The organism is Bisbaumannia pacifica (genome assembly GCF_007989625.1).
GTDB lineage: Bacteria > Pseudomonadota > Gammaproteobacteria > Pseudomonadales > Halomonadaceae > Bisbaumannia > Bisbaumannia pacifica.
The window spans coordinates 1-15005 of sequence record NZ_BJUK01000034.1 but is presented as its reverse complement, the minus strand read 5'-3'; the positions used below and the strand labels follow the sequence as shown (position 1 = coordinate 15005).

The window sequence follows — 15005 nt, the reverse complement described above, 5'->3', positions numbered from 1 at the left end:
CGAATGGGGCGGCCGGATGCCGGCTCATCGGCGTCGAGTGATCCATGGAGCCGGCGCCTCGTCACCCGTCGTGAATCGAGGAGGCGTCATGAGTAAAGCCATTATCGTCGGAACCAGCCTGGCGGTCCTGGGCCTGGGTGGTCTGGCCCTGGGGGCCTATCAGGGCCAGCAGTTCGCCAGCGAGCCGGAGCCGCCCGCGCCGGTCCAGACCCCGGTCTATGCCGAGGTGCTGGGGGTGGAGCCCGCGGTGCGCCGTAGCGAGGTGCCGCGGGAGGTCTGCGAGGAGGTGGTGACCTACCGCCAGGCGCCGACCCAGGACCCCAACCGCCTGCTGGGCACCGCCGCCGGGGCCGTCGTCGGTGGCCTGCTGGGCAACCAGGTGGGTGGCGGCAATGGCCGCAAGCTGGCCACCCTGGCCGGTGCCGTGGGCGGTGGCCTGGCCGGTCGCGAGGTGCAGAGTCGCGTCGAGGCCAATCAGCGTCAGGCGGTGACGGAGCGCCAGTGCCATACCGTCACCGAGACCCATGAGGAGCATCTGGGCTATAACGTCACCTACCGCCTGGATGACGAGGTACGCACCCAGCGCCTAGACAACCCGCCCCAGGCGGAGCGCCTGCCGGTGGTGGAAGGCCAGGTGCAGTGGCAGGCCACGGCGGTCGCCGAGCGCGACACCTGAGCCCGTCCCAGCAACGCCAGGGCGTGGTGCTTAAAACCGGTACGCTGCGGTGGCCCAGATGCGCGGGTCGCGTTGCCGGTCGTCCGATAACGCATCGCCACCGCGGACTTCCCAGGCACTGCTGATATCCAGATGAAAGTCGGCGTACCGGTAGCGCATCCCGATCCCGGTGCCGGCCAGGGAGCGCGAGTCGCTGCTATCGAGGCCGCCGCCCGGGGTATGGCCTAGGTCATAGAACAGGTAGGGCGTGAAGGCTTCGCTAACCCGGTAGCGCAGCTCCATCTGGGCCAGCCAGCCCCGGCTATCCGAGCCCTCGCCGCTGGGAAAGGCGCGCACGCCATAGGGGCCACCTAGATAAAAGCTCTCCGAGCCATCCAGGGCGTCGCGATCGGCCCATTGGGCATTCAGTCGGCCATACAGGTCGAGGCCATGGCCGAGCGACTGCACGCGGGCGATATTCAGGTTGAGCTTGGTAAAGCCATAGTCGTTGTCGGCCATGCCGGTCTGCGACTGTTCTAGCGTACCCGGCGTCACGCTCAGGGTGCCGAAGGTGACGCCACCTAAGCCGAGGCTGTCACGGGCATCGAAGCGCACGCCGAGTGGCAGGGAGTGGCTCTCGGTGGCCTTGCGGTAGCCGGCGAAGTCGATGTCGTCGTCCAGGTCCTTGTACTGGTAACGCGCGCTTAGTGACACATTGGTTCGCTGGCTGCGTAGTAGCGGGTAGCTCAGCGTTGCTGAATAGACCGCTGCCGCACCGGTATAGCCTTCGAACCCCCTGCCAAGGATGTAATCGGTATGTGCATAGCCCACTTCTCCGCGCAGGCCGTTGGCGGTCAGGGGGCGTGAGTAGCTCACATTCCCCAGCCAGGTTGCTTCGTTGGTGTAAAGGGCGGAGAGATTCAGCTCGTCGCCGACGCTCAAGACCCGGTGGGCGGTAAGCCTGGCGCGAGCGCGATATTCCCCGGAGAAACGGCTGCCGTGGTTATCGGCGCCCAGCTCGACCGCCAGGCGCTCGGTGTCGCGTACCTGCACGTCCAGGTCGCCCTGACCCACCTCTGCCCCCGGGCGCATGATCGGCGTGACGGCGAGGCCTGGCAGGTCGCCCAGCAGCAGCAACTGACGCTCCAGTGGGGCCGACTCGATCAGGCGTCCCGTGGCCAGCGGCGCCAGGTAGGAGCGTGCGGCATTGGCCAGTTCGGCATCGTCGCTGGTGGCCTCGACCTGGCCATAGCGTCCCTCGAGAACCCGCAGAGTCAGGACGCCATCATCCAGGGACTGGGCCGGGAGGAAGACGCGGGCGAAGAGGTAACCCCGCTCGCGATAATAGCGGCTCACTTGGTTGGCTAGATGGCGCAGCCCGGCTAGATCGAGAGACTCGTTCAGGAGACCGTGAATGGCCTCTCTCAATAATTCGTCGGAGAAGCGGGTATTACCCTCGAAGCTTACCTCCGACAAGGTGATACGCTGACCGCCGGCTTGTTCCTCTATCAGAGGGTCGCCACCCAGCTCCAAAATCACGGAGGGGGAGCGTGGTGCGATGGTTTCCGGTTGGCTTTGTTGCAGGATCTGTCCGGCATCAGGCGGCGTCTGGGCCCAGGTCTCCGGGCCTGTCAGGAGGCCGCCGAGTAGCGCCAGGCCCAGGTAGGTCGGCCGTCTCCGTCCCGGCTCGGGGCGAAAGGTCGTAATTTTATATGGCGATTGCATGGTTTCCATTTCCCCGTGGCAATGATCCATTCGCGGCGGTCAGGGTGAGGAAGGCGTGGTATTGACGCCAACCGGTAGGCGAATACCGCCTTCTTCCACACGTAGGTGCAGGGTCTCGAAGGGTTGCGGTGCCATCTCTCCCTCCGCCAGCGGTGCCCCTGCTTTATCGCTGGTGCGCCGTTGCAAGACCGCGATGCTGCCCTCTGCGGGGTAGGCTATCGCGCCTCCGGTTTCAGGCTCCTGTTCTGGTTCTGGTTCTGGTTCTGGTTCTGGTTCCGGCTCGGGCTCGGGCTCGGGCTCAGGTTCTGGTTCTGGCTCCGGTTCTGGCTCCGGTGGCGGAGTCGGCGGCAGGGCGGCGATCAGCAATTCGCCCTCTTCAAAGGTGATGGCGTAGTTGGGGTTGGCGGCGTCGGTCAGCGAGCCTTGCCGGATGGCGTAGTGACCCGTGCCCTCACCGGGGGCGCGGCTCAGGGTGCCGGTCAGGTTGTCGCCGGCGACCAGGCCGCAGTCAGCCGTTGCGGCGCCACAGCCGGCCTGCCAGGTGAGGGCAGGGTCGGCCTGGCCCTGGCGCTTGCGCAGGTCATCCGCGGTGACGGTGACCGGGCGGGGGGTGATGGTGAGGGTGCCGTCGTTGAAGGTCAGGTCGTACCCCTGTTGGCCGGAGTACAGGCCATCGAGCGCAATCCCATAGCTGCCGGCATCTTGGCCGCCACCGGTGATGCTGGCGGTGCCGAGGATCAGGCCGCTGTCGTGGGAGCCACTGGCGCTCCAGCTCCCCGGGCCGGTCTGGGCGGTGCCGTTGTAGGTGGCGCTGGCATCATCGGCGGCCACCGTCAGCGATGTGAGAAAGCTGCGCAGCAGCGGGGTGGTGTGACCTTCGTAGAGGCGCCAGACGCTGCCGGTGCCGCCCTGGGCATCGATGTCCCAGTTGGCGTCGGTGAAGGTGGAAAGGGTTTGCAGGTCGGCCAGGGGCTTGCCGATTACGCCGGCTGCCGCCGCATCGTTGCCAACGCCAATGCGGCTGGGGTTGGCATCCTGGTTCCAGAACACCTGGCTGAGCGACGCCGAATTCTGCAGATTTCCGACGGCGCCGCCGACAAGAGTACTGCCGGTTACCTGGCCGGTGGCATAACTGTTGGTGATGGTGCCGCCATTGTACTGGCCCACCAGCCCCCCCACCTGTGCGCCGGGGCTACTGACATCGCCGCGGGCATAGCTGTTGCTGATATCCATGGAACCGGCGCCGACCAGCCCACCGGCAACGCCCTGGCCCTCTGACAACACCGCCACATCCGTGTAGCTGTTTTGGATAACGCTATCGTCCCCGAACCCAACCAGCCCGCCAGCCCCAAAAAGCGCGGCCGTTACCTGACCACGACTCGCAAAGCTGCTGTTGATGGGGGTGTTGCGAGCGTGCCCGACCAGAGCACCAACATAGAGACTTCCCGCCAGACTGACATCCGATAACCCGATGTTCCTCAACGTGGCGCCTTCGGTGCCTCCAAACAGCCCAACGTAGCTTTCGGTGGGACGCTGAATGGACAAGCCATCGATGATATGGCCCCCGCCGTTGAGGCTGCCGGTGAAGCGGTTTGCGGAATCGCCAATGGGATCAAAGCCCTTGCCAGAGTGCCAGTCGGCGGTGCCGCTGGCGTCGATATCGTTGGCCAGGACGAAGTTATCACCCAGCAGGCTGTGGGATCCGATTCCCTGTAGGCCATAGATGTCGGTTATCACGATAGGGTCAACCCCGCTTACACCGCCACCGGCGGTCCGCCGGAACGTCGCGTTCGCTGGATCGATACGAAAATCGTGGACGGCGAAGTCTGGCAGACTGCTGGTGTTCTGTTGCCAGCGGCCACCGACCAGGTCAAAGACACTGCCCGCGCCGCCGTCAATGGCGCCGATGGAGGTGATACTGCCGCTGGTGTCGATGCGCAGGGTACCGTTGTCCCAGCTTACGCCGTTGGTGAGGGCGATATTGCCGGCGGTGGCTACATTACTGTCGGTGACGGTTCGATCACCGGCAATCAGATCGACCCCCTGCTGGCCGGAATAGAGGCCATCGAGGTCCAGGCTGGCCAGGTATTCGCCGTTATTGGTGCTGCCGGCGAGGGTCAGCGCGGTGTTGGTCTGGCTGCCGGAAATCCGCGGATCATTCAGCGCATCGCCTGCGGCGGCGCCGATATTCGTCAGGTGAGCGCCGCTGCCGTCGTACTCCGGCCGCACCGTCAGTGGAGTGAGGAAGCTGCGCAGCAGCGGGGTGGTGTGGCCCTCGTAGAGGCGCCAGGTGCTGCCGGTACCGCCCTGGGCGTCGATGTCCCAGTTGGCTGCCAGAAAGTCACCCAATTGTTGCATATCGACCTCAGACAGGCCAGATCCTCCGGCGGATGAGGTTTGCCCTGTGCCGTCGATGCTGTAAAAGCTGTCCTGTACGGTCTCCCCATTCCAGCCATAGCCAATCAAGCCCCCATTACCCGCGCCGGTTACCCGTCCGGCGGCGTAACTCCGGTCAACCGTGCCTCCCTCCAGCTCACCGACCAGGCCTCCCTGATCGTTACCTGTGCCGGTGACGGTACTGGCGGCGTAGGTATCTGCAATCGTGGTGGTTTGTGATCTGCCTATCAGCCCGCCAAGCTGCGATGCGCCTGTTACGCTGCCTGAGGCATAACTGTTGCGAACCTCGCTGTTCCAGGCGTTGCCGATCAGGCCGCCGCCAAAGTCACCGGCTAACTCGACATCGGCAGTGGCGAAGCTGTTGCTAATGTCGACGCGAGTGGTGTAACCGACCAAACCGCCGACATTCTGGTTGCCGCTGATTTGCCCGGTGGCGTTGCTGTTATGGATGGTGGTCTGGTAGCCATCTCCCACCAAGGCGCCGACCTGGTTTTCTCCGGTGATCTTGACGTCCACCAGTCCGATATTGCGAATTACGGCGCCGTTGGTTGCACCAAACAACGCGACGTTGTCCTCACCGTAGAACCCACCGGTCGGTGCAGAAACCAAGCCGCTGATGGTATGCCCCAACCCATCGAACCGACCGGTAAAGGTATGGCCATAAGTCACTCTGCCCAGTGGCGCAAAGCCCTTTGCCCAAGCCGCCGTGGCGCTGGCATCGATATCACTGCCGAGTACATAGTTGCCTGAGAGACCGCCTAGAATACCCTGCAGATCCGTGCCGCTATTGGAGCCCTCCGTTCCCAGGTCGGTGATGATGGTGTAGTCGATGGGGGTGCCATCACTGCCTTGCAACGTGCTGAAATGGCTCGTGCTGGCAAGGTTGACCGGCGCATTGACGTAATAATTGGCGGTATTGCCCGCTGCAAGGCTGTCCTGCCCATACAGTAGCGCCAGGGTCCCGGCACCGGTGACACTCACCTCACGGTTGATTTCGATATTACGCTCGGCATTCAGGGTCAGGGTGTTGGCGCTGCTCCAGCTCAACTCGTCGTTGACCAGAATGTCGCCATTGCCCCCATCCGTGCCCATGGTGGCGGTTTCGATTTCAACATCGGTGGTGGCCAGTGCCTCACTGACCTCCTGGCCGGTCATGTCACCGCCACTGGCAGCGATGGTGAAGTCCTTGGGGTCGATCAGCCAGGTGCCGGTATCGCCGCTGTCAGCGCGGGTGGTCACGGTCGTGCCGTCGGCCACCTGCACCTGGGCGGCGGAGGTTTCAATAAAGCCGCCGTCGCCCGCATTGGAGTTCAGGTCAGCCGGTGCGGAGGCATCTAGCGTACCCGCCACCTGCACGCTGCCGGAGTCCATATCCCCCATCAGCATAATTTCGCCATTCTCGCCATTGGCGAGGGTGCGGGCCTCGGTAATCCCGGTGTGGTTGATGACGCTACTGGCCAGGTCATTGGCGGCGCGGGCGGTGAGGTAGACCCGCCCACCGTCGGCGCGAATGGCCCCGCCCTGTTCGATATGGGTCTCTAGTGCGGCTTCTGCCACCTCGATCTTGACCGGTCCCCCGAGATCGAGGGTGACGTGGCTACCCGCGCCCATCAGGGTACTGCCCCGCGGGGTATCGATGTTGCCGGTGTTGATGATCTTGGCGGCGATCATCGCCACATGGCCGCCCCCGGTGGCGGTGATATTGCCTTGGTTGATTACCGCATTGCCGCTACCGCCTTCGAAGGTATAGCGTCCCGCCATGAAGTCTTCGGTAGAGATATCCAGCGTGGAGGCCACCAGCGCGCCAACATCCACTCGGGCGGTGGGGGAGAACGAAATGCCGTTGGGGTTGATCAGGAACACTCGGCCGTTGGCGGAGAGGGCGCCGCGGATCTCGGAAATGTTGTCTCCGGTCACGCGGTTAAGCGCGGCCGACTCAGCGTTGGGTTGAACGAAGTCCACTCGGTGATGTTCCGCGATGGAAAAGTCGTCCCACTCGATGGCCAGGTTCTGGCTGTCTTGCCGAATGGTTAGGCCGTTGTCCTGGCGATCGAAATTCCCGACCCCCTCGACGACTTGCCCGCCGCTGGGTAACTCCGACCCTAGCGCGGGAAGGGCTATCAGTATCAGGCCGCTAACTGGCCAACCGAGAGAGCGGGCCGAGCGGCGGCTGGAAGGGCACTTTTCTGTGCTCCGGACGTTTTCTCCCACGGCCTGCCAGTTGCCCCTGGCGGCATTCCAGACGGTACGGTAGGTGTGGTTCATGGTGGCTCGTCGATCCCTTGTGGTGTTTTTATTCCTTTTGAAGTTGACAAGGGTAGTCACGTCGAGCCACCTATGGCCACACTGCTCTTTTATCATTTTCCCCAAAGGTTATCATTTCGGGAGGTCTGCGGGTCTCGCCAAGCATAAAATCCGTGAAACCATCGCTTATGCCTGCTAAAAAATATTTCTAACTAAGGAGGTATTCCTTCCATTAGGTCGGCGATTCGCTGATGTTTCCATGGCGGCTCGTGGATGGTGTTCCACCGAAATATTGCCGATAAGCACGCGTGAAATTGCTGACGTGGTGGTATCCAACGGCATGGGCGGCCACCTTTATCGGTACGCCTTCATGTTCGATAAGGCGTTTTGCCTCGGTGAGTTTTTTGTGTCTGATGTAATCACTTGTAGAATGGCCGTGGAGTTTAATGAATAATTCGTTCAACCTGTTGCGGCTGATGCCAAACTTGTTTGCTATTATTCTGGTGTTTAGGTTCTTGTTCAGGCTTTTTCTGATGTATTCGCAGGCTGCTTCATATATCTTCAGTTCCCACGCCGAAGGCTCGCCGATACTCGTTGAGGTCTGGCTTCTTGAAGCGGAATAGTCTCGCAACAGGCTGGAAAGGTAACATTTAGCCAGGCCTTCCCGATGCAGTGCTATCGTGGGGTAAGGTGTCTCAGACGCATGTAGGAACAGGTCTGCTGCCCACTGTCTCGTGGCTTTTCCGAGGGGGAGCTGAGTGATGAGGTCTCTTCCCCTTGCTTTAAGGAAGGGGCCGATCAAGGTACGAATCTCGTTTTCTATTAGCCAGGGGCTATCTAGGGGGATAGACACGCCAAGATGTCTGATGACTTGATTGCCGGGCAGGTGAAATCGTGTTCCTTCTTCGAATACACGAAAAATCAGCGAGTGGTCAGCGTCTTGTTTGTGGGTGTTTCCCGCCGGCATTTCCATCGTCAATTTCCCGGATAGCAATACTAAAGTGCAAAGCAGGTTTCCCAGGTCATCTTGTGAAGATTGTATTTCCAGTGCGCAGTCCTTGATCACCCTGTATTCGGAGTAATAGATCGTGACGCCGTGTGCCAGCGATGTTCTCATTATGCACCCCGAGCCGGCCCCTTTGGGAAGAGGGAATTCTTTTCCGGTAAAGTCCCATTGCGCATAAAGGTCGGTGTTGCCCATTCCCTGGGTTGATTTATCCATAAATATCGATTTTTAAAATTGTGAAGGGGGTAGTCAGCTTACTGCAAGTTGGGGGAGGGTGCCATGATGGCCGGGGCGCCAAAATCCACCCTCCGGCGTACACCAGTGCTTTGCGCGCGGCTGGCGCCGTTCTTCGGTATGCGCGGAGGAGGGGCGAGAGGAAACTGGCTTTTCCGACGAGGGTGGGTGTATGGATTACATCTAAAGGGGGCCGCCATCGCGGCCCCCTTGGCGTTTCCGGGTTTGACGCCGTTACTTGGCGAGGGCGGGGCTCGCCTCGACGACGCCATCCTCGGCGCGCTTGCCCAGCAGGCGCAGGGCCAGGGCCAGCACCCCCAGGCCGATCGCCAGGCCCAGCCACCAGCTCAGGCCATGACCCACCGCCACGCTACCGAACAGCAGCGCCACCACGCCCACCAGCAGGGCATAGGGCAGCTGGGTGCGCACATGCTCGATCAGGTCGCAGCCGCTGGCCATGGCCGCCAGCAGGGTGGACTCGGCCAGCGGCGAGCAATGATCGCCCCAGACCGCGCCGGCCAGGACCCCGGCCACCGAGGCGTAGAGCAGCGGCATACCTTCGGCGGTGCCCGCCAGGCCGTGCAGGTCGAGGATCGCCCAGGCCAGGGGAATGGTCAGTGGCATCATGATCCCCATCACGCCCCAGGAGGAGCCGGTGGCGAAGGCGGTGAAGGCGGCCAGGGTGAAGATGGCGGCCGGCAGCCACTGCGGCGAGAGCGCCTCGCCGAGAGTGGCGATCAGGAAGTCGCTGGTGCCCAGGGCATCGTTCACGTTGGCCAGGGCCCAGGCCATCATCAGGATGGTCAGGGGCAGCAGCATCGACTTGACCCCCTCGAACCAGTAGTGGGTGGTCTCGCTCATGCTCATCAGGCGCTGGCCCAGGGTCATCACCACGGCGGTGATACAGGCGGCCAGCGAGCCCCACATCATGGCGGAGAAGGCGTCGCCCTCGCCGAAGGTGTCCCAGATGCTGTGATCGCCCGGGCCCAGGGCCTCGGCGCCGGTGGTGATGATGCCGCCGATGGTAAAGGCCACCAGCACCAGCATGGGAATCACCGCATTGAGGGCGCGCAGGGCGATGCCCGGCTTGGTCTCGATCTCGGCCTCTTCCACCACCGCTTCCCGGGGCGTCACCGGGGAGCGGCTGGCCTGGCCGGCCAGGGCGCGGCGCTCGGCGCCGAGCATGGGGCCGAAGTCGCGGCGGCTCCACACCAGCAGGAAGACGAAGGCCACCGCCAGGAAGGGGTAGAAGTTATAGGGCAGGGACTTGATAAAGACGCTGTAGGCGGACTCGCTCCAGCCGTCGATCTCGCTCATGGCCTGCTGGATCAGGCCGACCTGGAAGCCGATCCAGGTGGTGACCAGCATCACCGCGGAGACCGGCGCCGCGGTGCAGTCGACGATATAGGCCAGCTTGGCCCGGGAGATGCGCAGCTTGTCGCAGATATTGCGCATGGTGTTGCCGACGATCAGCGCATTGGCGTAGTCGTCGAAGAAGATCGCCAGCCCCAGCAGGCCGGTGGTGGTCTGGGCCTGGCGGCGGTTGCGGATATAGCGGGTGATCCGCATGGCGATGCCCTGGGTGCCGCCGTTACGCGAGATGATCCCCACCATGCCGCCGATCAGCAGGCAGAAGAGCACCACCGCCATGTGTTCGCTGTCGCTGGCGGCCTCCAGCAGGTGCACGCTGACCGTCTCGTTGAAGGCGGTGAACAGCGCCGCGGCGCTCATGCCGTGGTAGATCCAGCCCCCCAGCAGGATCCCCAGGAAGAGCGCCACGATGACCTGGCGAAAGATCAGGGCGATGCCGATGGCGGTCAGCGCCGGCACCAGGGAGAGCCAGGCGGGAATCGCCGAGAGCGTCTGGCGCTCGAGCAGCTGGCCCTGGGCGTCGAAGAGCTCCAGGATGCCGGCCTCTTCGCCGAGGGTGGCCTCGGCGAGCCACTGGCCCGCCTCGCCCTCTACCAGCGGCAGCGACCGGCCATCCAGGGTCAGGCGGTGGTCGGCGTCGGCGCCGACCTCGATCTCGAAGCCCACGCCCTGGAGGATCAGGCCGGGGGGCGACAGGCGTTCATCGGCCAGCAGGGGGCCGGCGGCCATCAGCAGCAGGAGCAGCAGGCCGGTCAGCCAGAGTCGTCGTTTGGGAGTTTCCATGTGAGCTTGCCTCGTTGTTGTGGTGGTCGTTGGGATGGGCAAATCCCGGCCCGCCGGCTCGCATCGCGAGCCGGAGATTCCGTGTTTTTTGGTGTTATGCGCTGAGAGAGTCGCTGAGGGGAAAAGTGAGCGAGCGATGGTCAGGCAAGGCAAAAATCGGCGATAAGACGGACCGGGCTCGCGTGCGAGTTTACGGGGGTAAATGAGTACTTTGAGCCGATTTTTAACGCCGCATGGCCGAGCGCAGCCACTTTTCAGCCAGCGATCAGACGTGGCGGAGATACCAGTCGTACTCCAGTTGGCTTACCGCCTGCATGGCCTGGGCCCGCTCGGCGCGGCGATTGGCCACGAAGACGCGGATAAAGTCGCGGCCCAGGGCCTCGCCCAGCACCTCGTCGGCCTCCAGCAGGTCCAGGGCCTGCTGCCAGCTGTTGGTCAGGCTGTCCTCCACCTGCTCGTAGGCGTTGCCGGTGATTGCTGGTGGCGGGGTCAGCTCGCGGGTCAGGCCGTCATGCAGGGAAGCCAGCAGGGTGGCCAGCAGCAGGTAGGGATTGACGTCGGCGCCGGCCACCCGGTGCTCGATGCGGCGCGCCGCCCGCGGCCCGGAGGGCACGCGCAGGGCCACCGAGCGGTTGTCGAAGCCCCAGGTGGGGGCCATGGGCACATAGAGCCCCGGCTGCAGGCGGCGGAAGGAGTTGAGGTTAGGGGCGAACAGCGCCATGGAGCTGGGCATGCGCTCCAGCAGGCCGGCCACCGCCTGGGTGAGGCGGGGGCTGCCGAGGACGTCGTCGCCGGGTTCGCTGAAGACGTTGTTGCCCTCGGCGTCGAGCAGGCTGATATGCACATGGGTGCCGTTGCCGGCCTCCTGGCCATAGGGCTTGGCCATGAAGGTGGCCTCGAAGCCATGCTTGAGGGCCACACCCTTGATCAGTCGCTTGAGCAGCACGGCGCTGTCGCAGGCCTGGATGGCATCGGCGCAGTGAATCAGGTTGACCTCGAACTGCCCCGGGGCGCACTCCTTGAGGGCGGTGTCCAGGGGCAGGCCCTGGGCCTCGGCGGCGCTCTGGATCTCCTCCAGGAAGTCGGCGTATTCGTCTAGTTCCAGCATCGAGTAGAGCTGGCTCTGGGTGGCCCGCTCGCCGCTGCCCGGGGAGCGCGGCGGCTGGATCAGTCCCGCCTCGGTCCGCTGGCGATCCACCAGGTAGAACTCCAGCTCCAGGGCCACCACCGGGGTCAGGCCCAGGGCGGTCAGGCGTCCCAGCACCCGCGAGAGCACCTGGCGGGGGTCGGCGAAGAAGGGCGACTCGTCGGGCTCCACCATGGTCATCAGCAGTTGCCCCTGGCGGCCGCCGCGCAGCCAGGGCACCGGCATCAAGCTGCCGGGAATCGGCCGGCAGAGTCGATCGCCGTCGCCGGTGGCCAGGCCCAGGCCGGTCTCTTCGATGGTGTTGCCGTTGATATCCAGGGCGAAGACCGAGGCGGGCAGGGCGATGCCGCTGTCATAGGCCTTGGTCAGGTTGTCCCGGGGGATGCGCTTGCCGCGGATGACGCCATTGAGGTCGCTGAGCAGCAGGTCGAAGCTGTCGATCTCCGGGTGGCGGTCGAGAAAGGCCTGGACGTCATCGGTGGGGGTGGAAGACATGGCGCTCACCTATGGGGCTTATGGTCGTTGTTGATGACCTTTATCCTTTCTTGGTGGGTGGGTGTTGTCAAATCCTTTACGTTTTTGCGAGCCTTAGACTTTTGGATAAAATGGATATTTTTTAAATAAAAACAGTATTTTGCTCGTATTTATTCGGTTTTTTCGGCGAGGGCGCTTGGAAAGATAAATCAACGGCGGTATGTTGAGTAAACCATAACAACGCCCGAGCGATCCTGCGAGGAGCCAGCCATGACGACACGACCCCTGGTGGGGGTGATCGCCTGCCGCCGTGAGGTGGAGGGGCACGCCGCCCAGATGGTGACCGACAAGTACCTGAGTGCCCTGCGTGAGTATGGGCTCAATCCGGTGATCCTGCCGGTGTGGAGCGATCAGGAGGATGATCGCGAGTTGGCCCGGGAGCTGCTCTCCCGGGTCGATGGGCTGCTGCTCACCGGCAGCTACACCAACGTGGAGCCCCATCGTTACGGCGCCGAGCGCGCCCCCCAGAATACCCGCGACGACCGCCATCGCGACGCCGCCGCCCTGACCTGGATTCATGAGGCCCTGGCCCTGGAGCTGCCGCTGCTGGGCATCTGCCGTGGCTTCCAGGAGCTCAACGTGGCCTTCGGTGGCAGCCTTCACCAGGCGGTGCAGGAGGTACCCGGGATGCTCGATCACCGCGAGCCCGGCGGCGCCGACAAGGCTGCCCAGTATGCCCCGGTGCACGACCTGGAGCTGCGCGCCGATGGCGCCCTGGCGCGCCTGCTCGGCGACACCCGCTCGCGGGTCAACTCCCTGCACCAGCAGGGCATCGACCGCCTGGGCCAAGGACTGGTCGCCGAGGGTTGGGCCCCGGATGGCCTGATCGAGGCGGTCTCGGTCGCCAATGCCGCCGCCTTCGCCCTGGCGGTGCAGTGGCACCCGGAGTGGCAACCCCGCGAGCACGCCCTCCACGATGCCCTGTTCCGTGGCTTCGCCGCCGCCTGTGCCGCCCACCGGGGCGTCGCTTCCTCCTCTTCCCCCACTCAGCCGGCCTAAGGGCCCTTCCTGGAGAGCTTACCCATGACGACTCGTGACTATCAGGCCCTGGATCGTGCCCACCACCTGCACCCCTTCACCGACTTCAAGGCGCTGGGGGAAGAGGGTAGCCGTATCATCGAGCGCGCCGAGGGCGTCTATATCTATGACAGCGAGGGCAATCGCATCCTCGACGGCATGGCCGGCCTGTGGTGCGTCAACCTGGGCTATGGCCGCCAGGAGCTGGTGGAGGCGGCCAGCGCCCAGCTGACCCAGTTGCCCTACTACAACAACTTCTTCAAGACCACTCATCCGCCGGCGGTGAAGCTGGCCGAGAAGCTGGTGCAGCTGGCGCCGGAGCATATCAGTCATGTCTTCTTCACCGGCTCCGGCTCCGAGGCCAACGACACCGTGCTGCGCATGGTGCGCCGCTACTGGGCCCTGAAAGGCCAGCCCCAGAAGCAGTGGATCATCGGTCGCGAGAACGGCTACCACGGCTCCACCCTGGCTGGCATGAGCCTCGGTGGCATGGATGCCATGCATGGCCAGGGCGGTCCCTGCGTGCCGAACATCGCGCATATTCGCCAGCCCTACTGGTTCGGCGAGGGGCGCGACCAGAGCCCCGAGGCCTTCGGCCGCGAGTGCGCCGCGGCGCTGGAGGCGAAGATCCTCGAGCTTGGCGAGGAGAACGTGGGGGCCTTTATCGCCGAGCCGGTGCAGGGTGCCGGCGGCGCCATCATGCCCCCGGAGAGCTACTGGCCGGCGGTCAAGGCGGTGCTGGCCAAGTACGATATCCTGCTGGTCGCCGACGAGGTGATCTGCGGCTTCGGGCGCCTGGGCGAGTGGTTCGGCAGCGTTCACTATGACCTCAAGCCCGACCTGATGCCCATCGCCAAGGGCCTCTCCTCCGGTTACCTGCCCATCGGCGGGGTGCTGGTGGGGGAGCGGGTGGCCAATACCCTGATCGAGGAGGGCGGCGAGTTCTTCCACGGTTTCACCTACTCCGGTCACCCCACCTGTGCCGCCGTGGCGCTGAAGAACCTGGAGCTGATGGAGGCCGAGGGCGTGGTGGAGCGGGTCCGTGACGACCTCGGCCCCTACCTGGCCAAGCGCTGGAGCGAACTGGCCGAGCATCCGCTGGTGGGCCAGGCTCGCTCCCTGGGGCTGATGGGGGCCCTGGAGCTGATCGATCCGGCCACCGGCGAGCGCTTCGACAAGGCCCTGGGCGCCGGTAACCTGTGTCGCGACTTCTGCTTCGACAGCGGCCTGGTGATGCGTTCGGTGGGTGATACCATGATCATGTCACCGCCCCTGGTGATCAGCCACGCCGAAATCGACGAACTGGTGAGCAAGGCACGCCTGGCCCTGGACGCCACCGCGGCGCGCCTGGCCCGGACCCCGCAGCCGGAGGAGACCGCATGACCGTAAGCCAACGCCCCCAGAGCCGTGCCGACTGGCAGGCCCTGGCCGAGCGCCTGATCCCGCGCCTGGAGACCCGCGCCTTTATCGACGACGCCTTCGTCGATGCCGTCGACGGCGCGACCCTGGCGACCCTCAACCCGGCCACCGGCGAGACCCTGGCGCATGTCGCCAGCTGCGATGCCGCCGATGCCGAGCGGGCCGTGGCCGCGGCTCGGGCCGCCCATGCCCGGGGCGACTGGGCACGGCTGGCGCCGGCCAAGCGCAAGCGGGTGCTGCTGCGCCTCGCCGAGCTGATGGAGGCCCACAAGGACGAGTTGGCGCTGCTCGATACCCTGGACATGGGCAAGCCGGTCTCCAGCTCGCTGGGCGATATGGCCGGCGCCATCGGCACCGTTCGCCATCAGGCGGAGTCCATCGACAAGGTCTACGGCGAGGTGGCCCCCACCGGCGACGACAGCCTGGGCCTGGTGCTGCGCGAGCCCCTGGGCGTGGTGGCCTCCATCGTGCCC

9 protein-coding genes are annotated in these 15005 nt (G+C 64.4%); 4 read left to right on the top strand and 5 right to left on the bottom strand.

Annotation, left to right across the window (positions count from 1 at the left end):
- Nucleotides 1-88 precede the first annotated feature (88 nt).
- On the top strand, nucleotides 89-676 hold the full coding sequence (locus HPA02_RS13270; RefSeq protein ID WP_146803687.1) for a glycine zipper 2TM domain-containing protein: 588 nt from the start codon (nucleotides 89-91) through the stop codon (nucleotides 674-676).
- A gap of 30 nt (nucleotides 677-706) precedes the next feature.
- On the opposite strand, the gene HPA02_RS13265 is transcribed toward HPA02_RS13270, so the two are convergent.
- The 5 genes from HPA02_RS13265 to HPA02_RS13245 form a co-directional block, all read right to left on the bottom strand.
- A complete protein-coding gene (locus tag HPA02_RS13265) occupies nucleotides 707-2131 on the bottom strand; it encodes a ShlB/FhaC/HecB family hemolysin secretion/activation protein (protein ID WP_244945926.1) in 1425 nt (474 codons plus the stop codon).
- A gap of 288 nt (nucleotides 2132-2419) precedes the next feature.
- Complete coding sequence (locus HPA02_RS13260) at nucleotides 2420-7042, bottom strand: two-partner secretion domain-containing protein (RefSeq protein WP_186809991.1); 4623 nt, start codon at nucleotides 7040-7042, stop codon at nucleotides 2420-2422.
- Between the two features lie 211 nt (nucleotides 7043-7253).
- Nucleotides 7254-8243, bottom strand: a complete 990-nt coding sequence (locus tag HPA02_RS13255; protein WP_146803684.1) for an AraC family transcriptional regulator — start codon at nucleotides 8241-8243, stop codon at nucleotides 7254-7256.
- A 252-nt stretch (nucleotides 8244-8495) separates the two neighbouring features.
- Complete coding sequence (locus HPA02_RS13250; protein WP_146803683.1) at nucleotides 8496-10415, bottom strand: Na+/H+ antiporter NhaC family protein; 1920 nt, start codon at nucleotides 10413-10415, stop codon at nucleotides 8496-8498.
- A gap of 265 nt (nucleotides 10416-10680) precedes the next feature.
- Entirely contained in the window at nucleotides 10681-12057 is a 1377-nt protein-coding gene (locus HPA02_RS13245) for a glutamine synthetase family protein (RefSeq protein ID WP_146803682.1), read from the bottom strand.
- Between the two features lie 249 nt (nucleotides 12058-12306).
- Between HPA02_RS13245 and HPA02_RS13240 the strand changes: the two genes are divergently transcribed.
- The 3 genes from HPA02_RS13240 to HPA02_RS13230 all read left to right on the top strand — a co-directional run.
- Entirely contained in the window at nucleotides 12307-13095 is a 789-nt protein-coding gene (locus HPA02_RS13240) for a gamma-glutamyl-gamma-aminobutyrate hydrolase family protein (RefSeq protein WP_146803681.1), read from the top strand.
- Nucleotides 13096-13119: 24 nt separating this feature from the next.
- Nucleotides 13120-14496, top strand: a complete 1377-nt coding sequence (locus tag HPA02_RS13235) for an aspartate aminotransferase family protein (RefSeq protein WP_146803680.1) — start codon at nucleotides 13120-13122, stop codon at nucleotides 14494-14496.
- The coding region (locus HPA02_RS13230; RefSeq protein WP_146803679.1) for an aldehyde dehydrogenase family protein at nucleotides 14493-15005 on the top strand (513 nt) is incomplete at its 3' end. The genes HPA02_RS13235 and HPA02_RS13230, both read left to right, overlap by 4 nt.